Source organism: Pseudonocardia thermophila, from assembly GCF_900142365.1.
GTDB classification, from domain to species: domain Bacteria; phylum Actinomycetota; class Actinomycetes; order Mycobacteriales; family Pseudonocardiaceae; genus Pseudonocardia; species Pseudonocardia thermophila.
Genome location: NZ_FRAP01000025.1, coordinates 62,962 through 86,070 on the forward strand (window position 1 = coordinate 62,962; position 23,109 = coordinate 86,070).

Annotated in this window: 23 protein-coding genes and 2 riboswitches; of the genes, 8 read left to right on the plus strand and 15 right to left on the minus strand. The window is 72.9% G+C overall.

Annotated features, from left to right (window positions below; all coding sequences use genetic code 11):
* The first annotated feature begins 116 nt into the window (after nt 1–116).
* Complete coding sequence (locus BUE41_RS26350) at nt 117–734, plus strand: TetR/AcrR family transcriptional regulator (RefSeq protein WP_073460029.1); 618 nt, start codon at nt 117–119, stop codon at nt 732–734.
* A 29-nt stretch (nt 735–763) separates the two neighbouring features.
* Here BUE41_RS26350 and BUE41_RS26355 read toward each other — a convergent pair whose 3' ends face one another.
* The 10 genes from BUE41_RS26355 to BUE41_RS26400 all read right to left on the minus strand — a co-directional run bounded on the left by BUE41_RS26355 (nt 764) and on the right by BUE41_RS26400 (nt 12,450).
* Nucleotides 764–1,558: a L,D-transpeptidase gene (locus tag BUE41_RS26355; RefSeq protein WP_073460030.1), complete on the minus strand. Its 795-nt coding sequence runs from the start codon at nt 1,556–1,558 to the stop codon at nt 764–766.
* A gap of 260 nt (nt 1,559–1,818) precedes the next feature.
* Nucleotides 1,819–2,502 carry a TetR/AcrR family transcriptional regulator gene (locus tag BUE41_RS26360; protein ID WP_073460031.1) on the minus strand — a complete coding sequence of 228 codons (684 nt, stop codon included), beginning with the start codon at nt 2,500–2,502 and terminating at the stop codon, nt 1,819–1,821.
* Between the two features lie 390 nt (nt 2,503–2,892).
* Nucleotides 2,893–4,134, minus strand: a complete 1,242-nt coding sequence (locus tag BUE41_RS26365) for a cytochrome P450 (protein WP_234997593.1) — start codon at nt 4,132–4,134, stop codon at nt 2,893–2,895.
* 109 nt (nt 4,135–4,243) lie between these two features.
* Nucleotides 4,244–5,206: an AraC family transcriptional regulator gene (locus tag BUE41_RS26370; RefSeq protein ID WP_159444973.1), complete on the minus strand. Its 963-nt coding sequence runs from the start codon at nt 5,204–5,206 to the stop codon at nt 4,244–4,246.
* A gap of 71 nt (nt 5,207–5,277) precedes the next feature.
* On the minus strand, nt 5,278–5,484 hold the full coding sequence (locus BUE41_RS26375; RefSeq protein ID WP_073460032.1) for an imine reductase family protein: 207 nt from the start codon (nt 5,482–5,484) through the stop codon (nt 5,278–5,280).
* 810 nt (nt 5,485–6,294) lie between these two features.
* Complete coding sequence (locus BUE41_RS26380; RefSeq protein WP_073460033.1) at nt 6,295–7,653, minus strand: L-serine ammonia-lyase; 1,359 nt, start codon at nt 7,651–7,653, stop codon at nt 6,295–6,297.
* A gap of 6 nt (nt 7,654–7,659) precedes the next feature.
* Nucleotides 7,660–8,943, minus strand: a complete 1,284-nt coding sequence (locus BUE41_RS26385; protein WP_281689433.1) for a serine hydroxymethyltransferase — start codon at nt 8,941–8,943, stop codon at nt 7,660–7,662.
* 1 nt (nt 8,944) lies between these two features.
* Nucleotides 8,945–9,328: a glycine cleavage system protein GcvH gene (gcvH, locus tag BUE41_RS26390; RefSeq protein WP_073460034.1), complete on the minus strand. Its 384-nt coding sequence runs from the start codon at nt 9,326–9,328 to the stop codon at nt 8,945–8,947.
* A gap of 11 nt (nt 9,329–9,339) precedes the next feature.
* Complete coding sequence (gene gcvT / locus BUE41_RS26395; RefSeq protein ID WP_073460035.1) at nt 9,340–10,443, minus strand: glycine cleavage system aminomethyltransferase GcvT; 1,104 nt, start codon at nt 10,441–10,443, stop codon at nt 9,340–9,342.
* A gap of 173 nt (nt 10,444–10,616) precedes the next feature.
* Nucleotides 10,617–10,720: riboswitch (glycine riboswitch) on the minus strand.
* A riboswitch (glycine riboswitch) is annotated at nt 10,721–10,835 on the minus strand.
* An 82-nt stretch (nt 10,836–10,917) separates the two neighbouring features.
* The gene (locus tag BUE41_RS26400) at nt 10,918–12,450 is read right to left on the minus strand and encodes an FMN-binding glutamate synthase family protein (protein WP_073460036.1); all 1,533 of its coding nucleotides are present in this window, start codon (nt 12,448–12,450) and stop codon (nt 10,918–10,920) included.
* 94 nt (nt 12,451–12,544) lie between these two features.
* Here BUE41_RS26400 and BUE41_RS26405 point away from each other — a divergent pair, with 94 nt between their 5' ends.
* Both BUE41_RS26405 and BUE41_RS26410 read left to right on the plus strand, forming a co-directional pair.
* Nucleotides 12,545–13,405 (plus strand): alpha/beta fold hydrolase, encoded by an 861-nt coding sequence (locus BUE41_RS26405; RefSeq protein ID WP_073460037.1) that lies wholly within the window; start codon nt 12,545–12,547, stop codon nt 13,403–13,405.
* Nucleotides 13,402–14,061, plus strand: coding sequence for a nitroreductase family protein (locus BUE41_RS26410; RefSeq protein ID WP_234997595.1), 660 nt, complete (start codon nt 13,402–13,404; stop codon nt 14,059–14,061). Before BUE41_RS26405 ends, BUE41_RS26410 begins: the two co-directional genes overlap by 4 nt.
* Nucleotides 14,062–14,065: 4 nt before the next feature.
* On the opposite strand, the gene BUE41_RS26415 is transcribed toward BUE41_RS26410, so the two are convergent.
* Nucleotides 14,066–15,001: a LysR family transcriptional regulator gene (locus BUE41_RS26415; protein ID WP_073460083.1), complete on the minus strand. Its 936-nt coding sequence runs from the start codon at nt 14,999–15,001 to the stop codon at nt 14,066–14,068.
* 116 nt (nt 15,002–15,117) lie between these two features.
* Between BUE41_RS26415 and BUE41_RS26420 the strand changes: the two genes are divergently transcribed.
* Entirely contained in the window at nt 15,118–15,990 is an 873-nt protein-coding gene (locus BUE41_RS26420; protein ID WP_073460038.1) for an alpha/beta fold hydrolase, read from the plus strand.
* 49 nt (nt 15,991–16,039) lie between these two features.
* Here the strand turns inward: BUE41_RS26420 and BUE41_RS26425 are convergent, their stop codons facing one another.
* Complete coding sequence (locus BUE41_RS26425; protein ID WP_073460039.1) at nt 16,040–16,936, minus strand: alpha/beta fold hydrolase; 897 nt, start codon at nt 16,934–16,936, stop codon at nt 16,040–16,042.
* Nucleotides 16,937–17,021: 85 nt separating this feature from the next.
* Between BUE41_RS26425 and BUE41_RS26430 the strand changes: the two genes are divergently transcribed.
* On the plus strand, nt 17,022–17,588 hold the full coding sequence (locus BUE41_RS26430) for a CGNR zinc finger domain-containing protein (RefSeq protein WP_073460040.1): 567 nt from the start codon (nt 17,022–17,024) through the stop codon (nt 17,586–17,588).
* 103 nt (nt 17,589–17,691) lie between these two features.
* The gene (locus tag BUE41_RS26435; RefSeq protein WP_281689426.1) at nt 17,692–17,997 is read left to right on the plus strand and encodes a BMC domain-containing protein; all 306 of its coding nucleotides are present in this window, start codon (nt 17,692–17,694) and stop codon (nt 17,995–17,997) included.
* A 603-nt stretch (nt 17,998–18,600) separates the two neighbouring features.
* Here the strand turns inward: BUE41_RS26435 and BUE41_RS26445 are convergent.
* Nucleotides 18,601–19,011: an ArsI/CadI family heavy metal resistance metalloenzyme gene (locus tag BUE41_RS26445; RefSeq protein WP_073460042.1), complete on the minus strand. Its 411-nt coding sequence runs from the start codon at nt 19,009–19,011 to the stop codon at nt 18,601–18,603.
* A gap of 102 nt (nt 19,012–19,113) precedes the next feature.
* On the opposite strand from BUE41_RS26445, the gene BUE41_RS26450 reads away from it, so the two are divergent.
* Nucleotides 19,114–19,437: an ArsR/SmtB family transcription factor gene (locus BUE41_RS26450; protein WP_073460043.1), complete on the plus strand. Its 324-nt coding sequence runs from the start codon at nt 19,114–19,116 to the stop codon at nt 19,435–19,437.
* A 3-nt stretch (nt 19,438–19,440) separates the two neighbouring features.
* Nucleotides 19,441–19,887: an arsenate reductase ArsC gene (locus BUE41_RS26455; RefSeq protein ID WP_073460044.1), complete on the plus strand. Its 447-nt coding sequence runs from the start codon at nt 19,441–19,443 to the stop codon at nt 19,885–19,887.
* Here the strand turns inward: BUE41_RS26455 and BUE41_RS26460 are convergent.
* Nucleotides 19,847–22,054 carry a helix-turn-helix domain-containing protein gene (locus tag BUE41_RS26460; RefSeq protein WP_084755909.1) on the minus strand — a complete coding sequence of 736 codons (2,208 nt, stop codon included), beginning with the start codon at nt 22,052–22,054 and terminating at the stop codon, nt 19,847–19,849. The two genes, BUE41_RS26455 and BUE41_RS26460, sit on opposite strands and share 41 nt — an antisense overlap.
* Nucleotides 22,055–22,070: 16 nt before the next feature.
* A complete protein-coding gene (locus BUE41_RS26465; protein ID WP_073460046.1) occupies nt 22,071–23,105 on the minus strand; it encodes an alcohol dehydrogenase catalytic domain-containing protein in 1,035 nt (344 codons plus the stop codon).
* Nucleotides 23,106–23,109 lie beyond the last annotated feature (4 nt).

The window sequence follows — 23,109 nt, forward strand, 5'->3', positions numbered from 1 at the left end:
CGATCGATCCACCATCGGCTGTGATGACAGTCACGACCGTGGCCCGGTGCTGGACGGATGTCAAGATTTTTCTGGACGAGTGGTCAAAGAATCCACCCGACGGTTACCGTGACGCGGTGACCAGTTCAGCAGCCGCCCGGCTGCGGGGTCGCGTGGACAAGTTCGAGCAGCGCCGCCGCGAACTCGCCGACGCGGCGCTGCACACCTTGGCGGACCTCGGCTACGCGCGCACCAGCCTGCGTACGATCGCGGAGAACACGTCGTTCTCCCACGGCCTGCTGCACTACTACTTCGCCGACAAGATCGAGCTCATCACGTACTGCGTGCAGCGGTACAAGGCCGCGTGCACCGAGCGCTACTCGGTGCTCGTCGCGGAGGCGACCACCCCGGAGGAGCTGGCGATCGCCTGCGGGGACGGGCTCGCGGCCACCCTCGCCGACGCGCCGCTCATGCACCGGCTCTGGTACGACCTGCGCAACCAGTCGATGTTCGAGGAAGGGTTCCGCGCCGACGTCGCGGAGATCGACGCCGGTCTGCAGGCGATGATCTGGGACCTCGTGCGCGCCTACGCCGAGCTGGCCGGTGCGCAGCCGAGCTGCACAGCGGCCGAGGCGTACGCGCTGTTCGACGGGTTGTTCCTGCACGCGCTGCAGCAGTACCTGGGCGGAGCCGAGACGGCGCTCGACGAGCTGCGGCAGCGGTGCCGCGACCTGCTGCCGCGGCTGGTGGGCTGAGGTTGCCGGGTTGCCCGGTCCGCGCTTCCTCAGTCCTCGTCGTCGTCGTCGTGGTCCTCGTCGTCGCTGCCCGACGAGGAGCTGCTCTCCTGCGACGACCCGTCGTCGCCGCCGTTCTCTTTGAGCCACTTGCGCACGCCGCCGGCGCCGTAGATCGGGCCGTCGTAGGTCATGCCGCGGGCGGCGTACTCCTTCGACGCGTTCACGACCTCGACGAGGTCGCCGACCTTGAGGTAGGAGAACCAGAACTTGGCGTCCTCGAGGGGCAGATGCACGCAGCCGCCGGACGGGTTCTCCGGGTCACCGGCGTGGAAGGCGATGCCGCCGGGTGCGAAGAACACCGAGTACGGCATCGGGTCGGGCACGCCGTTGGTGAACGATTCGCTGCTGACGTGGTCCTTGTTCTTCCACTCGACCCGCCAGTTGTACCCGGGTGGGGTGGGCTCGGTCTTGCTGCCGGTCGCGACGAGCACCGGGCCGCGCACGACGTTGCCCTTGCCGTCGAGCAGCCACGCCCGCTGGGAGTCGAGATCGACGCAGGCCTTCGCGGACACCGTGCACGGGGTGCCGGTGGCGAGCTTCTGCGACCGGGCCATCTGCGCGGTCCGCTTCGGTGCGGCCGCGACGGTGGTCGGCTTCGGCGTCGACGTCGGCGTCTCGGACGGCTCGGCGGACTCCTCCTCGGTCACGGGCGCTGCGGTCGGCAGTGCAGCCGCCACCGGCGGTGCGGCGGTGCTGGCCGGTGAGCCGCACGCCCCAGCGGCGAGCACGAGCCCGACGACCGAAACCGCGACGCCGAGCGCTCGAACCTGGTTGCGTCCCATGATGAACTGCCTTGCTCCTCGCGTCGGGAACCCCGCGGCGTGAGCACCGCCGGATTCGACCTCAACCAGGAAGACGCCCGGGGCGGATCGGGGTTGCCTCACCTCCGGGACGGGTGCCTGCGCCAGCGCGGGGACGAAGCAGGGACCAGCGGATACGACATCAGGACGACGTCCTGACCGGATGGACGGGGATCGCACGCCGCGTCGCGCGGGCGGGAGCCGGGCGGGCCGGCTGCTCGTGCGGCTCGGTCTCGGCTGAGTCACGCGGTGGCGGGCGCGGCGGCCCGGTCGCGCAGGTCGAGCAGGGCGAGCGCGACGAGGATGAAGCCGAGCACGGCCGCGTAGTGCGAGACCACCCAGGCGCTGGAGCCCATGGCGGCCTGCGCGCCGGCGACCGTCGCCTCGTCGTCCCACGGGCGCAGGACGGGGCGCAGGGTCGTGAGGACGGCGGCGATCAGCTGGTTCCAGGTCTGGTCGAGGTCTTCCGGGAGGCCGAAGCCGCCGCCTGCCTCCAGCGAGCTGAACCCGTGGGCGACGGCGCGCAGGCAGCGGGCGGCGTGGACGGCGGCCGAGCCGGTGAGGCCGTAGCCGCGCAGCGTGGCCAGCACGACGTCGAACAGCTCGTCGCCGGGCCGGGCCAGCGCCGGGTCGTGGAGCGGGTCGAGCGGGACGGCGGCGTAGCGAGCGGGATGGCGGCGGACGACGTCGCGGTAGGTGTCGAGCAGGGCGCGGACGGCGTCGTCACCGCTGCGGCCGAGGACCGCGGCCGTGAAGTGCCGGGTCATGTCGCCCATGACCCGCGCCGCGATCAGGGTCTTCAGCTCGCCGAGGCCGGCGACGTGCTTGTACAGCGACGGGGTGGCGACTCCGGTGCGCTGCGCGACCGCGGCGAGGGTGAGCGCGTCGATGCCGTGCTCGTCGACGACGGTGAGCGCGGCATCCACGACCGCCTCGTCGAGAGCCCCGCCCTAGCCACCGCTGTTCCTCATAGCCAAGAAGCTGATCTCATCAGCCGATGTCGTCGAGCGGCGTGCTGGCTTGGGCATCCCACGAGCGCGTCGCCGCCGTCCCTGCCCGCCCGGGGCGACCCGCCGCCGCGCTGGGGCGCCGAGGAGCACGTCCGCGCTCTGTTCGCCGACCGCGCCACGGTGGCGCCGCCGCACCACCACGGTCATGGACCGCATCGGCGACCCGCAGGAGGTCCGCGAGCACGGGAAGCACGAGCACGGATCGCCGCCGGTGTGCGCACACCGGCGGCGATCCCGAGGCGTCGTGCAGCTCGACCCGATGGGGCGGCGCGCACCGCCCTCGCCCCCACGAGGGCGGTGCGCTGCTCACCAGGTGACGAGCAGCGACTCGAGCCCCCGGAAGAAGTAGCTGGCGATGTAGGTGGGCTCGTAGCCGTCGGCCAGGCGCATCCCGGGCAGCCGGCGGACCAGCGTCTCCACCGCGACGCGGATCTCCGCCCGCGCCATCGGGGCGCCCGGGCAGGTGTGCAGCCCGCGGCCGAACGCGAGGTGCTCCCGGACGTTGGGCCGGTCGAGGTCGACCCGGTCGGGATCGGGGAACCGGGTCTCGTCGCGGTTGCCGGAGCCGAACAGCAGCAGCAACGGGGCGCCCGCGGGCAGCTCGGCACCGCCGAGGTTCGTGGCCCGCGTCGTGACGCGGAACAGACCGCGGTGGGGTGCGTCGCGGCGCAGTGCCTCCTCGGTCAGCTTCGGGATCGTCTTGACCGGGTCAGCGCGCAGCCGGGCGTGCACGTCCGGGTTCTGCAGTGCGATCAGCATCGTCGCGGTGATCGCGTCGCGCGTGGTGTCGAACCCGGCGACCCGGGCGGCACCGCGCACGATGTTGTGCACGCGCGCGTCGGACAGGCCGGGGTAGCCGTTGGCGCCGTGCACCAGATCGGAGATCAGATCGGCGCGCGGGTGTGCCCTCCGGTCGTCGATGAGCGCCTGCAGGTAGCGGGTGTACTCGACCATGCGGTGCGCTGCCGCGACCCGGTCTGGCACCGGGGCCAGGCGGTTCCACAACGTGTTGACGTCGTCGGTCCACTGCTGGATCTGCGCAGTGTCCTCGGGCGGGAAGCCGATGATCGCGCTGATCACGGTCTGCACGAACGGCACGGCGTAGTCGGCGACGAGATCGGCCCGGTCGTCGGTGAACCCGTCGATCAGCTCGTCGGCGCGGGCGCGCATCGTGGGGAGCATCGCGCGCACACGGGCACCGGTGAACCCGGCGTCGAACACGCGCCGCACGGGGGTGTGGTCCGGCTCGTCGTCGTTCACGACCATGGGCGTCTCCGGTACGCCGCCGGCCCGCAGGATCTCGACGACCTCGGGCGGGTTGTCGTAGATCCACGGGAGGGCGGCCTTGGACGAGTACGTCTCGGGGTCGTTCAGGACGGTGATCAGGTCGTCGTAGCGGGTCACCAGGTAGGCGCCGATCGTGGGGGACAGACGTGGCGGCCCCTGCCGGGCGACCCGGTAGAACAGGTGCGGGTCCTCGCGGTGCGGGCTGACCATCGGGTTGAAGTCGGACGCGGCCTCGTCGGCGGAGATCTCGGCGGTGGTCACGGCGGCTCCTCGGCGTCGCTTCGGTCGGACGAGGCCGACGCTAGGTATGTCGCGGATCACCTCCTAGCCGCAGAACGCAGGTGGGGCGGCCGAACAGCGAAGTGCCGGGTCAGTCCTGGGCGAGGGTGTCCGACGGCAGCTGCCCGTATCGGGCGCGGTAGGCCGCGGCGAACCGGCCGTGGTGGGTGAAGCCCCAGCGCAGCGCGATGTCGGTGACGGTCGTGCGGGCCGGGTCGGCCGCGCGCAGATCGGCGTGGACCCGCTGCAGCCGCACCTTCCGCAGGTACGCCATCGGCGGCATCCCGACGTGCCGGGCGAAGGCGTCCTGCAGCGCACGGCTGCCGACGCCGACCCGCCGTGCGAGGACGCCGACGGTCCACGGCGCCTCCGGTTCGGCCTCGATCAGCGCGACGGCGTCGCGCACCGCCGACGCGCGCGGCATCCGCGGCGGCGCGGCCAGCAGGCCTCGCCACGGATGGTCAACTGCGTGCAGCAGCGCGACGACGAGACCGTGCGCGAGCGGGCGTGCCACCACCGGCGCCGCGAGCGGGCCGTCCGGATCCTCGATCGCGTCCATCAGCACCCTGGCCAGCCGCCACCACTGCCGACCGGGACCCGAGGACAGATCGAGCGTCGCGCCGAGCGGTGCGGCGGCCCGTACGGGCCGGTCGATCAGGTCCGCGAGCGTGTCCTCCAGGACACCGCGCTCGATCCGCAGCCCGAACAGCCGTCCGCCGCCGGCCCAGCCCCTCATCGTGGTGCGCCCGTCCGGGCGGTACACCGCAGCCAGCTGCGGAGTGGCGCACACGTCGGCGTGCCCGGTCCAGGTGCGCAACGGGCCGTCGAGCGGCACGTTGACCTCGTAGCCGGTCTCCAGCTCCGCGGTCTCCAGCAGCACCTCACCGCGGTACGCCAGCACTCCGGCCCGGACCCGTCCGAGATCGATCGCCGACAACGACATCCCGAACGACTGAGGGTCGAGCACGGTGAGGCGGTGCGGGAAGTAGACCCGCCCGCAGGCGTCCTGCGCCTCGTCCCGTGCCCGGGTGGTGACCGTGATCGTCGGCATCATCGCCCTTCCCCGGCCAGGATGGGTAGGCATCGGTGACGGTCAACCGGCGCGTTCGCCGGGACGGAACCGGATCAGGTCTGCGGCGCTGGCCGGCTCGCCGCATGGGCGGCGGCCGTGTCGTCGGCGCCGTGGCCGGCGGCGGACGCCCGCCGGGACCGGTCGCGGGCCGCGGCGGCGACGTCGAGCCGCACGCCCGCGGCCTCGGCGGCGGACACGATGAGATCGGCGTCCTCGGCCGCGTTGTCGACGGAGAAGTTCGGCGTCCAGTCGCCGGTCATGATCGCTTTCGGGTCGTGCGCGCGCCGTTGTCCTTGAGCGGCGTGGGGGAGCGGGGTCGTGTCGGGGGGCTCGGCGGGTTGTGGGTTGTTCTTGGTGGGTAGGGGTTCGATGGGGGTGAGGGGTGTGGCCGCGGATCCGGCGTCGTGGCTGTGGATTGTCCGGTGATGTGGTGGGTGACGAGGTCGGCTGTGTCGGGGTCGTTGGGTGGTGGTACGGGACGTGGCGGCCGTGCCGGGCCTGCGTGCAGTGTTGTTCGTGGGTGTCGGGTGTGGTCTCGGCGGCGGGTTTCGTGGCGAGGTCTTCGATCCGGGCGCACGCCCGTCGCGGGAAGCGGGTGTGCGGTGATCCGCCGGTCCAGCTCGGGCCGCTCCTCGCTGGTGAGGTAGGAGCCGGCGGTGGTGCTGGCGGCGATCTTCTGCTCGTGCAACTCCCCGGCGGTGGACAGTGGCCGGACCCGGTCGTGCAGGTCGTGGGTGGTCCGCACCCGCACCCCACTTTGGTGGGCGAAGACCCGGCAGGCCACTGCGACGTCGTGAGTGATGAGCTTCTCGATCTGGCGCGGTTCGGTGAGCCCAGCGGTGACGGCGTCGGCGGCGAGTTCCCGGGCGAGTTCGCGGATCTGTTTCGAACAGGTGCTCTATTCTTCAAAGCAAGTAGATGGACCACGGGTCGATGACCCGTGAGTCAGCTCGAGTTCCCCGTCGAGGGGCCGTCAACGCAACCACACTGCTCGAGTAATCCACTCGCCCCACGCGCGCTGCGGAAAGCAACCACGCCGCGACGCGTGTGCGGACGGGGACCACATGGGCTCAGCACTCCACCACGTTCACCGCCAACCCACCCCGCGACGTCTCCTTGTACTTGACCTTCATGTCCGCCCCCGTGTCCCGCATGGTCCGTATCGCCTTGTCCAACGACACGACGTGGTCCCCCGTCCCCTGCAACGCCAGTCGCGCGGCGTGGATCGCCTTGGTCGCCGCGACCGCGTTGCGCTCGATGCACGGGATCTGCACGAGCCCGCCCACCGGGTCGCAGGTGAGCCCGAGGTGGTGCTCGATGCCGATCTCGGCGGCGTTCTCCGCCTGTTCCGGCGTGCCGCCGAGCACCTCGGTCAGCCCCGCCGCCGCCATGGCGCACGCCGACCCGACCTCGCCCTGGCAGCCCACCTCGGCCCCGGAGATCGACGCGTTGCGCTTGATGATCGAGCCGATCGCGCCCGCGGTGAGCAGGAACCGGACGACGCCGTCGTCGCTCGCCCCGGGCACGAACCGGCGGTAGTAGTGCAGCACCGCGGGCACGACACCGGCGGCGCCGTTGGTCGGGGCGGTGACGACGCGTCCGCCCGACGCGTTCTCCTCGTTCACCGCGATGGCGAACAGGCTGACCCAGTCCAGCACGTCGAGCGGGTCGTGGGCGCGTTCGAGCGCCTCGAGGCGGGCCCGGATGCCGGCTGCTCGCCGCCGCACTGCGAGCCCACCCGGGAGCACCCCGGTGCGGTGCGAACCGTTGCGCACGCACTCCTGCATGACGTCCCAGATCCGCAGCAGTCCGGCGTCGATCTCCGCGTCGCTGCGCCAGGTGCGCTCGTTGCGGCGCATCACCTCGCTGATCGGCACCCCCGCGGCGGCGCAGTGCGCCAGCAGTTCGTCCCCGGAGCCGAACGGGTGCGGGACCGGGTGGTCCTCCTCGCTCCCGCATCCGTCCTCGCCGCGGACGAACCCGCCACCCACCGAGTAGTAGGTGCGCGCCCGGATCTCGGTGGCGCCGTCGAACGCGCGGAAGATCATCCCGTTCGGGTGCTCCGGCAGCGTGCGGCGGCGGTGCAGCACGAGATCGTCGCGCTCGCAGAACGCCACCGCGCGCCGGCGCGCGAGCGGCAGTTCTCCGGATGCCCGCACCTGTGCGACCAGGTCGGGCGCGGCGTCGGTGTCGACGGTCTCCGGTTCCTCCCCGAGCAGGCCCAGCACGACAGCGGGGCCGCTGCCGTGGCCGTGCCCCGTCGCGCCGAGGGACCCGAACAGCTCGGCCCGGACGCGGGTCGTCCGGTCGAGCAGGCCGTCCGCGATCAGGCCGTGGACGAACATCCGCGCGGCGCGCATCGGCCCCACAGTGTGCGAGCTCGACGGCCCGATGCCGATCGAGAACAGGTCGAAGACGCTGACGGCCACGGGGAGCTACCCGGTCACGACGGGCTCGGGGTAGAGCGGGCGGCGGGCGGTCAGCGCCGCCACCCGGGCCCGCAGCTCGTCGCCGCGGGTGGCGTCGAAGCCCGGCAGCAGCGTCTGCGCGACGATGTCGGCGACCTCCCGGAAGTCCGCCTCGTCGAACCCGCGGGTGGCCAGCGCCGGGGTGCCGATCCGCAGCCCGGACGTGATCATCGGCGGGCGCGGGTCGAACGGCACGGCGTTGCGGTTGACCGTGATCCCCACGTCGTGCAGGCGGTCCTCCGCCTCCTTTCCGGTCAACTCCGCCTGCACGAGGTCGACGAGCACGAGGTGCACGTCCGTGCCGCCGGTGAGCACCCGGACGCCGGCGTCGCGGCAGTCGCCCGCGGTGAGCCGGTCGGCCAGGATACGGGCGCCGTCGAGGGTCCGCTGCTGGCGCTCGCGGAACTCGGGCGTGCCCGCGATGCGCAGTGCCACCGCCTTCGCCGCGATCACGTGCTCCAGCGGCCCGCCCTGCTGTCCGGGGAACACCGCGGACGCGATCCGCTTCGCGTGCTGCTCCTTCGCCAGGATGAGCCCGCCGCGCGGGCCGCCGAGCGTCTTGTGCGTCGTGGTCGTGACGACGTCGGCGAACGGCACCGGGTTCGGGTGCAGCCCGGCGGCGACGAGGCCGGCGAAGTGCGCCATGTCCACCATGAGCAGCGCCCCGACGGCGTCGGCGATGCGGCGGAACTCGGCGAAGTCCAGCACCCGCGGGTACGCCGACCAACCGGCGATGATCAGCTTCGGCCGTGCGGCGTGCGCCACCCGCTCCACCTCGGCCATGTCGACCCGCCCGGTCTCGCGGTCGACGTGGTAGGCCGAGACCTCGTACAGCTTCCCGGAGAAGTTGATCCGCATCCCGTGGGTGAGGTGCCCGCCGTGGGCGAGGTCCAGGCCCAGGATGCGGTCGCCCGGCTCCAGGAACGCGGCCATCGCGGCGGCGTTGGCCTGCGCGCCGGAGTGCGGTTGCACGTTTGCGTAGTCGGCGCCGAACAGCTCCCGCGCCCGGTCGATCGCCAGCTGTTCGACGACGTCGACGTGCTCGCAGCCGCCGTAGTACCGCTTACCCGGGTAGCCCTCGGCGTACTTGTTGGTCAGCACCGAGCCCTGTGCCTCCAGGACGGAGGTGGGCGCGAAGTTCTCCGACGCGATCATCTCCAGCGTGCCGCGCTGGCGGCCGAGCTCGGCCTGCACGGCAGCGGCGACCTCCGGATCGGCGTCCGCGAGCGGAGCCAGCAGCTGCGGATCCACGTCAGGCCTCCTCGGTGAGCTGCCGGTACGCGGCCGCGTCGAGCAGCGCGTCGAGATCGGCGTCCGGGGCGGCGACGCGGAACAGCCAGCCCTCGCCGTACGGGTCGGCGCCCACGGTCTCGGGGGAGCTGTCGATCGCCGGGTTCACCTCGGTGACCGTGCCGCTGACCGGCGCGTAGATGTCGCTGACCGACTTGGTGGACTCGACCTCGCCGCACGCCTCGCCCGCCGTCACGGTGTCGCCGACGTTCGGCAGCTGCACGAACACGATGTCGCCGAGCAGCCCGGCGGCGACGTCGGTGATGCCGACGGTGATCGTGTCGCCGTCGCGGCGGGCCCACTCGTGCTGCTCGGTGTAGTGCAGGTCGTCGGGGATGGTGGCCATGCTCGGTCCTTTCAGGAAGTCCGCTTGTAGAAGGGCAGTTCGACGACCTCGACCGGCTCCGGCCGACCGCGGACGTCGACGACGAGGGACGTGCGGGGCTGGGCCACCGCGCGGTCGACGTAGGCCATCGCGACCGGGTAGCCGAGGGTGGGCGAGAGGGCGCCGCTGGTGACCTCGCCGACGGCGGTGTCGTCGTGCAGCACCGGGTACCCGGCGCGCGGGGCTCGCCGTCCGCTGCCGCGCAGCCCCACGAGCACCTGCGGCGCGGGGTTGTCGCGCCGCCTCTCCAGTGCGGCGCGCCCGACGAAGTCGACGGCCTTGTCGAACCGCACGACCCGGCCGAGCCCGGCCTCGAACGGCGTGCGGTCCGTGCTCAGCTCGTGGCCGTAGAGCGGCATGCCCGCTTCCAGCCGCAGGGTGTCGCGGCAGGCCAGCCCGGCGGGCACCAACCGGTCGCCGCCGAGCTCGGTGAGCTTCTCCCAGACGGCGGTGGCCTGCTCGTCGGGCACGAAGATCTCGAAGCCGTCCTCGCCGGTGTAGCCGGTGCGGGCGAGCATGACCTCGGCGCCGGCGAGCGTCGCCGGGCGGGCGGCGTAGTACTGCAGGTCGTCGAGGTCCTGCCCGGTCGCAGCGGCCACGATCGCCGATGACGCCGGCCCCTGCACGGCGACCAGTGCGGTCTCCAGCGTGCGGTCGGTGATCTCGGCGTCCAGCCCGGCGGCGCGGGCGACCAGCTCGGCCGCGACCAGCGCCCGGTTCGCCGCGTTCGCGACCACCAGGAAGTGGGTCTGGTCGAGCCGGTAGACGATCAGGTCGTCGAGCACGCCGCCGTCGGGGGCGCAGAGCATCGTGTAGCGGGCGCGGCCGGTCGCGAGCGCGCCGATGTTGCCCACCAGTGCCAGGTCCAGCGCGTCCGCCGCGGCCGGGCCGGTCACGTGGACCTCGCCCATGTGGGACAGGTCGAACAGGCCGGCCGAGCGGCGGACGGCGTGGTGCTCCTCGAGGTCGCTGCCGTACCGCAGCGGCATCGACCAGCCGGCGAAGTCGGTGAACATCGCCCCGAGCCGGGCGTGGGTCTCGTGCAGCGGGGTGCGCAGCAGGGCGGAGTTGTCCAACGGGTGCTCCTCAGGACGGGACGGTGGCCGGGAGAGCGGGCAGCACGAAGGTCCGCGCGGAGGCGGACGGCGCGCGGCGCAGCGCGGATCGCTGGTGGGGTGGTGGCCGGATCGGCCGGACGTGATCGACATGCGGGCTCCCAGCACTGCGCGCCCCGGCGGGCGCCGGGGCGGGAGCCCCCTCTGTCGTGAGCCTGAGAGATTCGCCGGACCCGGAGGCCGGGTGCCGACTTTCACCGTGGGCGAGGCGTGTCGGACGCCTGCTTTCCAGAGTGGCCTCGCCCGAGCGGTGTGGGTGCCTGAGAGATTGGCGGGGTGCTTGCTCCTCCGGCGCCCGTCGTCCTCGCCCCCCTCAGCGGGGTCGGGACACGGGACTCTCCCGCCCGGGTTCGAACGGCCCGATGTGCAGTTGTCCAGCGGAACGGTAGCGGGCCGGCACCGCCGCCGTCCACCGTCCTGTGAGCAGGCCGCGCGTCAGCGGGACTCGGTGAGCATCAGCTCGGTGATCTCCTCCTGCAGCGCGGCGCCGAGGCTGCCCCAGCCGTCCTTGTAGCCGTAGACCGAGCCCAGTCCGCGCGCCTCGTAGTCGCCGCAGAGGATGTCGACGTCGTCCGGGGTGATCAGGCCGGGATGCGCCACCCCGACGGCCTCGGACACCGCGAGCAGCTCCTTGCGCAGCGCCCGGAGGTAGTTGGCGCAGCGCACCGACTTCGACGCCGGGTCCAGACCCCGGGCGAGCCAGCGGTCCTGGGTGGCGACGCCGGTGGGACAGCGGTCGGTGTGGCACCGCTGCGACTGGATGCACCCGATCGAGAGCATCGCCTCGCGAGCGACGTTGACCATGTCCGCGCCGAGCGCGAACGCGACGACCGCGTTGTCCGGCACCCCGCACTTGCCGCTGGCGATGAACGTGAGCTGGTCGGTCAGCCCCGCGTCGGCGAACCGGCCGTACACGCGGGAGAGCGCCATCCGCAGCGGCAGCGCGACCGAATCGGTGAAGATCAGCGGTGCGGCACCCGTGCCGCCTTCGCCGCCGTCGATCGTCACGAAGTCGACGCCGCGATCGCCCTTGGCCATCTGCGCGACCAGCTCGTCCCAGAAGTCCATCGCGCCGACGGCGGACTTGATGCCCACCGGCAGCCCGGTCTCGGCGGCGATCAGCTCGACGAAGTCCAGCATCGAGTCGACGTCGGAGAACGCGGTGTGGCGGGCGGGCGAGGCGCAGTCGACCCCGACGGGGATGCCGCGGATCTCGGCGATCTCCGGCGTCACCTTCGCGGCCGGCAGCAGCCCGCCCAGCCCCGGCTTCGCGCCCTGCGAGAGCTTGATCTCGATCGCTCGGACCGGCGCCGAGGCCGCCAGGTCCGTCAGCCGGGCGAGATCGAACCGACCGTGCTCGTCGCGGCACCCGAAGTACGCGGTGCCGAGCTGCAGGACGAGGTCTCCGCCCTCCCGGTGGTACGGGGAGAGCCCGCCCTCACCGGTGTTGTGCAGGCAGCCGGCCATCGCGGCGCCGCGGTTGAGCGCCGTGATCGCGCTGGCCGACATCGAGCCGAAGCTCATGCCGGAGATGTTGACCACTGACCCCGGTCGGAACGCCTTCGTCCGTCCGCGAGGACCGCCGAGCACCTTCGCGCTGGGCACGACCACGTCGGGCGCGTGGTGGACCGGTGCCGGCGGGGCGACCGCGGAGAACGTGCGGTGCTTGATGATCGCGTAGCCGGGTGTGTGCTCGGTGTCGCAGTCGGTGCCGAACCCGAAGTAGTTGTTCTCCGACTTCGAGCTGGCGTAGATCCAGCGGCGCTGGTCGCGGCTGAACGGCCGTTCCTCGTCGTTGCCGGTGACGATGTACTGGCGCAGCTCCGGGCCGATCTCCTCCAGGAGGTAGCGGGCGTGCGCGATCACCGGGAAGTTCCGCCGCAGCGCGTGCTTCTTCTGGGTCAAGTCCCGGACCGCGACCGCACCGACGGCGGCGGCAGCGGCGCCGAGCACGCGGCTCATCTTCATGCGGAGAGTCTGCCACTGGGTGGCAACCGATCCTGGGATGCGGACGGCGGGGAGCCGAGCATCGGCAGGGACACGAAGACCGAGGAGGGTGGGGATGGAGTGGGACCGGGTCCACAGGATGGCCCTGGACGACGTCGAGATCGCCTTCCGGCTCGCGGGCAGCGGAGCGCCGCTGTACGTGCTGGTGCACGGCTGGCCGCAGACCGGGCGGTGCTGGCAGAAGGTGGTCGACCCGCTGGCCGAGCGCGGCACGGTGGCGGTGCCGGACCTGCGCGGCTACGGCGACTCCGGCCTCGCCACCACGGGCTACACGAAGCGGGACGCCGCGGGTGATCTCGCCGCGCTCGTCGCGCACCTCGGCCACGAGCAGGCCGTCGTCGTCGGGCACGACCGGGGCGCCCGGGTGGCGCACCGGATGGCACTCGACCACCCGGACAAGATCGCAGCGCTCGCGCTGCTCGACATCCTGCCCACCCGGGTGGTGATGGACAGCTTCGACCGCGAACAGGCCGCCTACATGTGGCACTGGTTCTTCCACCTGCAGCCCGAGCTGCCGGAGCTGCTGATCGCCGGCAACGTCGAGCCGTACCTGCGGTTCTTCATGGGGTCGCTGGTGGTCCGCGGGGTGATCGACGAGGACACGTTCGCGCACTACGTCCGCGCGTTCTCCGATCCGGCGCACCTGCAGGCGACCCTCGAGGACTACCGGGCCGGGTTCACCGCCGACCTGGAGCAGGACGAGGCCGACCACGCCGCGGGGCTGCGGGTGCGGGCACCGCTGCTGCTGCTGTGGGGCGCAGACGGCGCCCTCGGCGGCACCGACGTCGTCGGCGTGTGGAAGGAGCACCACGCCGATCCCGCCGCGGTGCGCGGGCGGGCGGTGCCGGGCGGGCACTTCGTGCCGGAGGAAGCGCCGGCCGAGGTCCTGGCGGCGCTCGCGGAGCTGGTGGCGTGACCACCGCGATCCCCGACCTGGGGCTGACGGCGCTGGAGGTGCTCACCACCACCCGGGCGGTCCGCCACCGCCTGGCCCTCGACCGACCCGTCGACCCCGCGGTGCTGCGCCGGTGCGTCGAGATCGCGCTGCAGGCCCCGACCGGACGGAACAGCCAGCGGGCCGCGTTCGTGGTGGTGACCGAGCCCGAGCGCAAGCACGCGCTGGCCGATCTGTGGCGGCGCGGCCTCGGCCAGGGCGACGAGCCGATGTCGCCCGCCGACCTGCGCCGCGCCTACGCCGAACCCGGCTCGATGGAGCGGGTGTGGAGCGGGCTGCGCCACCTCGCCGACAACCTGCACCGCGTGCCCGCGCTGGTGATCCCGTGCATCGAGGGGCGCGCCGAGCACCTGGCGCTGCCCCAGCAAGCGAGCCACTTCGGCTCCATCCTGCCGGCCGTCTGGAGCTTCCTGCTCGCCGCCCGCGCGCACGGGCTCGGCACGGTGTGGACCACCGGCAACCTGGCCGTCGAGCGGGAGGTGGCGGAGCTGCTCGGCATCCCGTACGACGAGGTCATGCAGGTGGCGCTGATCCCGGTCGCGCACACGAAGGGCACCGCCTTCCGGCCCGCGCACCGCGTGCCGGTCGACGAGGTGCTGCACTGGAACCGCTGGTGACCGCTCAGACCTGGGTGATCGCCGGGTGCCGGGCGAGCAGGTCGTCGAGGCGGGAGCCGACCCGCGCGCAGTTGCGCCGCACCACGTCGAGGAACGCCGCGAGCACCGGGGACGGGTCGGCCGCTCGGAACGACATCTGCAGGTCCGGTAGCCGGTAGCGGGGCGCGACGTCGCAGAACCACACGTCGGGGCGGGCGATGAGGCGCATCCGGGACGGGCCGAGTCCGACCCCGGCGCAGCACGCGGCGAGCCCGGCGATCGTGTGGATGTCGCGGGCGGTCGCGGCGGCTCCCAGCGGGGCGGGATCGTCGGCGAACAGCGGCCGCAGGTAGGACTCGGCCGCGTCGGTCTCCACCACCAGCGGCTCCGCGGCCAGCTGCTCGACGGTCACGCCCGGCTGCCCGGCGAACGGGTGCGCCGCGGAGACCACGGCCACCAGGTGGTCGGCCCCGATCGGCACCGTGACCAGATCCTCCGCTCCGGCGCCGCGCGGCCCGCCCCGGCCGACCGCGACGTCCAGCTCGCCGTCCAGCAGGCCGGCCGCCACCTCCGGGGTGGTCATCTCCTGCACGATCAGCCGGACCTCCGGGCGGCTGCGGCGGAACCGGCCGAGCACGGTGGGCAGTGGGTCGAGCAGGGCGGAGGCGACGACGCCGATCCGCAGCCGACCCGTCTCCCCGCGGGCGGCCCGGGCCGCGTCGATCCGGGCCCGGTGCATCTCCGCCAGCGCAGCCCGCGCCCTGACCAGGAACGCCTCGCCCGCGGCGGTCGGGAACACCCCGCGCGACGTGCGGTCGAACAGGCGCTCCCCGACCTCCCGCTCCAGCGCCGCGATCTGGGTCGACAGCGGCGGCTGCGCGATCCCCAGCGACGCCGCGGCGCGGCCGAAGTGGCCGTGCTCGGCGAGCGCGACGGCGTAGCGGAGATGACGTGCTTCCACCGCGACCACGATATCCGTGGTGTATCGGGAAAGCCATCGTGAGCAATGGTGATGTATGGGTGGTCCACGCTGCGCTGGGCTGGTGAGGTCATCGCCCCTTACCCCGAGGAGCCGCAGTGACCCGACCGACCGCCGCCGAGACCGTCCTGGTGCTCGTGCACGGCGCCTGGCACGGCGCGGTGCACTGGAGCGCCACGCAGCGCGCGCTCGCCGAGCGCGGCCTCGCCACCGTCGCCCTCGACCTGCCCGGAAGCGGGCTGGACGCCCCGGTGCCCAGCGGTTACTTCCTGCCCGGGCAGCCCGGGTTCGCCACCGAGGAGTCCGCGCTGACCGACGTGACCATGCAGGACAACGCCGACGTCGTGCTCGGCGCGCTGGCCACGGCCCGCACCCGGTACCGGCACGTGGTGCTGGTGGCGCACAGCGCCGGCGGATCAGCCGCGTCGGCGGCCGCCGAGCAGGCCCCGCACCTGGTCGACCACCTCGTCTACCTGTCGGCGTTCGTGCCGGCGGGCCGCCCGCGGTTCGCCGACTACGTCACCGCGCCGGAGAACTCCCACGCCGTGCAGATCCCGCCGATCGGCGATCCCGCCGAGCTGGGCGCGATCCGCATCAACCCGCTCTCGCCCGATCCCGCGCACACCGACGTGATCCGGCGGGCGTTCCTGAACGACCTCGCCCCGGGCAGCGCGGACGTGTGGCGGCAGTTCCTCCACCCCGACCACCCGTACTCGAGCTTCACCACCCCGGTGCTGGTGACCCCGCAGCGCTGGGGCCGGCTGCCGCGCACCTACGTCCGGCTGACCGACGACCTCGCGCTCCCGCCGAGCACGCAGGACCTGATGGTCGCCGAGGCGGACCGAGTCGTGCCGGACAACCCGTTCCGGGTGCACGCGCTGCCCGGCGGGCACTCACCGTTCGTCACGCGGCCGGTTGAGCTGGCAGCGCTGCTCGCCGAGATCGCGCTGGCGAGGACGCGGGATCGATGAACCGGTGTCCGCGGCCGGTGCCGCGGCCACCGCCCCGTAGCCCGTACCGTCAGGCCGCCCGCGGCACCGGCCCGGCCCACACACGATCGAGGAAGCCGGCGATCAGCGGGGCGATCTCGCCCAGGTGCGTCTCCAGGGCGAAGTGGCCGGTGTCGAACAGGTGCAGCTCGGCGTCGGGGAGGTCACGCAGGTAGGCGCGGGCACCCGGCTCGGGGAAGAACGGGTCGCCGACCCCCCAGGTGATGAGCGTCGGCGGGGTGTGGGTGCGGAGCCAGTGCTGCCATCGCTCGTAGCGCTCCACGTTGCTGCGGTAGTCGAGGGCCAGCGCTACCTGGGCGTCCTTGCGGCCGGGGAGGTCCAGGTAGACCTGGTCGAGCAGCCAGGCGTCCGGAGCGAGGCGCTCAGGGTCGGGCACACCGGTCTCGTACTGCATGCGGGTCCCCTCGAGCGTGAGCAGCACGCGGATCCGTTCGAGGGCGCCCGGGGTCTCGGGCCGTAGCGCGATGAACTCGCGCGCGTCGGCGGAGAGCCCCTCGACGTAGGCGTTCCCGTTCTGCACCACCAGCCCGGCGATCCGCTCCGGGTGCCGCTCGGCGAGCCGGAACCCGATGGGGGCACCGAAGTCGAAGACGTACACCACGAAGCGGACCAGACCGAGCGCGTGCACGAAGCCCTCGGTGACGTCGGCGAGCCGGTCGAAGGTGTAGGTGAAGTCCACGGGGGCGACGGTCCGGCCGAAGCCCGGGTGGTCGGGGGCGACGAGCCGGTAGCGGGCGCCGAGCACGTCGATGAGCCGACGGAACTGGTGCGACCCGGACGGGAAGCCGTGCAGGAGCAGCAGCACCGGAGCGTCGGGCCGATCGGGCTGCGACTCGCGGAAGAAGACGCGGACGTCCCCGATGTCGATGTGGCGATGGATGGTGCGGGCGATCGGCAACGTGTCCATGGCTAACTCCTTAAGTTGGCGATGACCCGTTAGATGCTGCGCGGCGTGTTCTAACGTGTCAAGACCGTCGTGTACCGTTAGCAGGGTGACGGCTCCGTTCCCGCTGATCGGCGAGCCCCTCGCCCTCGACCTGGTCAACACCCGCACCGCGGCCGCCGACCTGCTGGTCACGCCCGAGCGGCTGACCGACTGGCTCGCCGTCCAGGCGGAGCGGTTCGCTGAGGCGGGCGAGGTGGTGGCGGCGGGCCTGGACGAGGGTTCCCTCCAGGTCGTGCGGTCGATCCGGGACCGCGTTGCGCGCGCCGTCGACGCGGCTCGTCACGGGGAGCCCCCTCAAGCGGACGATCTGGCCGCGCTCGCCGAGGCGCAGCGCGCGGCGCCCGCGGTGCTGGAGGTGGCGTGGGACGGCGCGCGGGTCGTCGCGACCCGCTCGCGCACCGGTGACGTGTCCGCCCGGATGGGGGCGTGGCTGGCGGAGGCGGGTGCGGAGTTCCTCGCCGATCCCGCGGTGACGCGGGTGCGGCAGTGCGCGGCCGACGACTGCGTGCTGGTCTTCCTCCCCGCGCATCCCCGACGGATCTGGTGCTCGGCGGCGCGGTGCGGCAACCGGGTCCGCGTGGCCCGCCACTACCACCGGAGCCGGTCGAGATGAGCTCCGCGGGACAGGCGATGTCGCCGCCGTTGTCCCGCGGGGACAACGGCGGTGGCCCCCGACCCGCGTAGGTTCGCTGCGGGGCGACAGACGGGAGGACACGGTGGCGGACTCCGTGCGGCGTTCGGGCGCGGCGGGCTTCATCGAGACCCGCGGCCTGGTCGGCGCGATCGAGGCGGCCGATGCCATGGTCAAGGCGGCGAACGTGGAGCTGGAGGGCTACCGCACGCTGCGCAACGGCCAGGTGACGGTCGTCGTCCGTGGTGACGTCGGGGCCGTGACGGCCGCGGTCGCCGCCGGTCGGGCGGCGGCCGAGCAGGTGGGGGAGCTGTACGCCAGCCACGTCATCCCGCGGCCGGACGCAGGGACGGAGGATGTGCTCGGGGCTGCTGTCGTGCGCCCTGAGTGACGGGCACCGCGCAGTTCCGCGGGACCTGGAACCTGGGTCGGCATCCGCGGTCGGTCTCCTTGTCGCGCCGGCGCGTCGCGGGCTGAGTCGGGGCTGGCTGACTGCTTGTGGTCCCGTCGCCACCGTGGTCAGTCACCGCGCTGTGCATCGTGTCGCGGTGGGTCGACCCGGCTCGGTGTCGGTGCGCGAGTGGTGTGGACCGGTCGTTGGGTGGAGTCGTCGCCGATGATGATGCCGTCGCGGGTGAGGATGCGCCGGTAGGTCGTGCGCCCGTCGTCGTCCTTGAGCAGGGCGAGCGGGACGGGCCCGTGTCCGGGGATCTCGGCCCGGCGAGTGCCCGGGCGAACTCGAGGATCGCCGCAGCCTCCCGCTCGGCCGCGCTGTTCTTCTCGCGCACACGCTGCCGCACCCGGTCGGCGAGTGCGGCAGCGTGTGCGGACGACATGGTCTGAGCCTGCCGGCGAACGTATCTCGAACAAATGTTCTATTCTCCGACGAGGAGAATGAACAAGGGTTCAGTGAACCGGGACTCGCGCGGTGGTGGTGTCGGCTCGAGTTCTCGTTCGAGGGGTCGCAGGGCGGCTCCTGGTCGCGCAGGCGATGTCACGCAGAGCAACAAGCGCTGTCCACCGCCGTGGAGAGTCGATCGGCGTCGGCCTTCACGACGTAGACCTCCCACGGCTCTGAGCCCGGCCCCTGTGTCCAGACCTTGTCCTGCAGCGCGTAGCAGCACTCGGCGTCGTTCTCGGTCGTCGTGGCAAGGCCTGCCTCCTGTAGCCGGGCAGCGGCGGCGACGACCTCGTCCGCGCTGGCCACCTCGACGCCGAGGTGGTCCAGTGCGGTCGGCTCGCCGGGCTCGCCCTCGATCAGCACCAGCTTCAGCGGTGGCTCGCCGATCGCGAAGTTGGCGTAGCCCGGGCGGCGCTTGGCGGGTTCGGTGTCGAACAGCTTCGAGTAGAACGTGACCGACGCCTCCAGGTCGGGTACGCGCAGGGCCAGCTGGACGCGGGACATCTCCGCACCTCCTTGGTTAGACGAATGTCTAAACAGACAGTGGCACGCTGATTAGAAGACTGTCAAACTAGCTCCGTGGTGAACGATCTCTGCTGCACACCGATGATCAGCGAGCCGCTGAGCGAGGAAGCCGCCGTCGAGCTGGCGCGCGGATTCAAAGCGCTCGGCGACCCGGTGCGGCTGCGGCTGCTGTCGCTGATCGCCGCCCGCCGTGGTGGCGAGGTGTGCGTCTGCGAGCTGACCTCGGCGTTCACGCTGACCGCGGCGACGATCTCCCACCACCTGAAGGTGCTGCGCGTAGCCGGGCTGGTGGACTGCGAGCGGCGCGGCACGTGGGTCTACTACTGGGTCGTGCCGGCGAAACTGGGTGCGTTGTCGCAGCTCCTCGACGCGTCTCCGGTCGTCGCCGCCGGAGCGGGCGGGTGAGCGATGGCCGGTGAACCCGTCGTCCTGTTCGTCTGCGTCCACAACGCCGGCCGCTCCCAGATGGCCGCCGGATGGCTGCGGCACCTCGCCGGTGACGCGGTCGGTGTCCGGTCCGCGGGGTCCGAGCCGGCCGGCCGGGTCAACCCGATCGTCGTGGCGGCGATGCGTGAGGTCGGCATCGACATCGCGACTGCGCAACCCCGCAAGCTCGACCACGCCGCTGCGCACGCGAGCGACGTGATCGTCACGATGGGCTGCGGCGACTCCTGCCCGGTCGTGCCCGGCAAGCACTACGAGGACTGGCCGGTCCCCGATCCCGCCGGGCAGCCGATCGAGGTGGTGCGGACGATCCGCGACGACATCCGCGCCCGGGTCGAGGGGTTGCTCGCCGAGCTCCTGCCCGACCGGGTCACGACCCGTTCTGGTTCTCCGCCGCCGCGGACTCGTTGACCTGCAGCAGCCGCAGCGCGAAGTCGGCCCGCATCCGGTCCTCGTGCCGGCTCAGGTCGAGACCGGTGAGCTGGCGGATGCGTTCCAGGCGGTAGCGCATGGTCTTGTGGTGGATGAACAGGCGCTCGGCCGCGACGCGCTGCGAGCAGTCGGCGTCGAAGAACGCGCGCAGAGTGCGCACGAGCGAGCCCGCGTTCTCCCGGTCGTACTCGATGAGGGGGCCGGTGACCTCCTCGATGAAGGTCTGCAGGTCGGGGTCGTTGCCCGAGCCGAGCAGCAGCCGCACGATGCCGAGCTCCTCGTAGAGGAACACGTTCTGCCCGCCCAGCCGGCGCGCAGCGGACAGGGCGGTCCGGGCCTCGTTGAACGCGCTCGGCAGCTCGACGACGTCGGCGTGCTGACGGCTCACGCCCCAGGTCATGCGCAGGCCGGGATGGGTGCGGTCGATCGCCGCGGCGATCGCGGTGACGAGGTCCTTCGCCTGCGGGCGGTCCAGGTCCACCGCGACGGCGACGAGCATGTCGCCGCGCATCCCGGCGAGCGCGAGGCCGCGACCGTCGTGGAGGGAGCGCACGGTGCGCAGCACCTCGCGGCGGAGGCGGTCGGTCTGGGAGGTGTCCCAGCCGTTGGTCGCCGCCAGCTCCTCGACGTTCTCCAGCCGGCCGTGCACCACCCGCAGCGACTTGGTGAGGACGATCCCGAGCTGGTGGGCGCGGGTCCGCGCGGCGAGCCGGTGCTCCACCGGGCCCTGCAGCAGGTCCCACAGCACCTGCTCGATCGCCTCGGCGCGGGCCCGGCTCGCGGCCCGCTCTCGCAGCAGCGCCAGCGAGCACGCCATGCTCACCTGCCCGGCGACGGCCTCCATCAGGTCGGGGGAGTGGTCGCCCTGGACGAGCACGACGTGGCCGGCGCGGTCGCCGTCGGCGTAGACCGGGCGCGCCCACAGCCGCGGATCGCCGTCGCCGTCGCGGCGCCCCGGCTGCGGCATCGACGGGGGCAGGATCCCGACCATCCGGCCGCCGCTGTGCGTGGCGACCAGCTCGCCGTCGGGGCCGTAGACACCGATCTCGCAGTTGAGGTCGGTGGCCACCGTGCGGGCCACCGCGGGCAACCCGCCGCCCTCGATCACGGTGGACAGCAGCCGCTGCTGCAGCTGCGAGGAGCGGCCCAGCACGGCGACCTGCTGCTGCAGCGCGTCCCGGGCGCGCTCGGCCTCCGCGGTCGCCGCGGCCTGCCGGTCGTGCAGCCGGGCGTTGTCGATGGCGATGGCGGCGAAGTCGGCGAGGGTCACCATGCGGCGGGTGTCGTTGTCGGTGAACACCGACGTGCGCCGCCGCCACACCTCGAGCACCCCGACGAACTCGCCGCGCAGCCGCAGCGGCACGGCCAGCGCCGAACGGGTCTCCTCCTTGACCGCCAGCGACATGAAGTCCTGGCTGATCCGCTCGTCTTCCAGGTAGGAGTCGACCTTCGCCGGCTCCCCGGTGAGGAACACCAGCCCCGCGACGCCCTGACCGCGGCGCATCTCCAGGCGCGCGGTCTGCGCGAACCGGTTCCCGACGCACGAGCGCATGCGCACGACGTCACCCTCGCGCAGCATCACCCCGCAGATGTCGGAGTCGAGCAGGCGCAGGGTGCGTTCGGCGATCGTGTGCAGCACCTGATCGACGTCGCGGACGGAGAGCAGCTGCTGCACGACCTCGCCGATCGCCTGTGTCTCGGCCGCCGCCGCGGCGATCTCCGCGTCGGCCGAGGCCCGCTGGCGCAGCAGCGACAGCCACGCGCAGCCCTGCCGCAGCAGGCGCCGCCAGCCCGGTTCCAGCCGGACCATCGGGTCCCAGCACAGCGCCACGTGCCCGTCCGGAACAGCGAGCAGCCCGGGGAGATCACCGTCGAGCAGCCGGCAGTCACCGCTCGCCGGCAGTGCGGCGACACCCGTTCCGGGCCCGGCGAGGGTGATCCAGCGCGCCTGCGACCAGGCGGCCACCGTGACCGGGGTGCCGATCAGCAGCGATGCCCTGGCGGCGAACGCGTCCGCGGCGGCGGCGACGTCGGTCGGCAGGGTCTCCAGCAGATCGCGCACGGCCTCGGCGGCTCCCCCGTGCGCGGGGCTCCGGTTGCTGACCTCGGGGGTGCGCGGCGCCCTGGCCGGTGATGCAGGAGCCATCGCCACCCTCCACCCGTCAGACTGTGACCAGGCTCTTGAGCGTACGGCGCTCGGCCATCCGGCGATACGCCTGCGGAACCTCGTCGAGGGGAACCGTCTCCGTCACGATCACCGTCGGATCGACCGCACCCGATCTCACGAGCGCGGTGATCTGGTCCCCGTCGCGCATCACGTCCCCGATGGCGAACCGCAGCGTCAGCTCATCGGCGAACGCGCGCTGCACCGGCACCGAGTGGGTCTGCATGGTCGGCACACCCACCGACACGATCGTTCCCCGCTTGCGGACCAGCGTGAACGCGGTGTCCAGCCCGGCCGCACCACCGATCGCGTCCACGACGACGTCGGCGCCGCGCCCGTCGGTGATCGCGGCGACCAGTTCGGCGGCCCCGTCGGGATCGGTCACGAGGGCGCCTTCGGCCGCGGCGAGCGCGCGCCGTGGCGCCACCGGTTCCACGACGACGACGGCCCCGGCCCCACAGGCCTGCGCGACCAGGCTGGTCAGCTGCCCGACCGGACCGCCGCCGACGACGACCGTCGAGTCGCCCGGGGCGAGTTCAGCGCGCCGGATCGCGGCGTAGCCGGTGGCCAGCGTGTCGCCGAGGAGGACCGCGGCGTCGAGCGGCACTCCGTCCGGGACGGGCCGCAGCACGGTGTCGGCGAACGGGACACGCACCAGCTCGGCCTGAGCTCCGGCGAGCGCAGGCCCGTACGTCACGCCGGTGCCGAAGAACCGGCGATCGGCGCATTCCCAGTGGTCGCCGCGACGGCACCACCAGCACTGTCCGCAGGCGGTGAAGTCCGCGCCCGCGACGAGGTCGCCGAGCGCGTGGCCGTGCACGGCGTCGCCCACGGCCACGACCTCGCCGGCGAACTCGTGCCCGAGCACGGTGCCGCGGGGCAGGCCGGCGTCGTGCGCGACCAGGTGCAGGTCCGTGCCGCACACCGCGGCCCGGCGCACCCGCACGACGGCGTCGGTCGGCGCGAGGACGTCGGGTTCGGCGACGGAGTCGACGCGGACCTCGCCGTCGCCGGCGTAGAGCACCGCTTTCACCGCG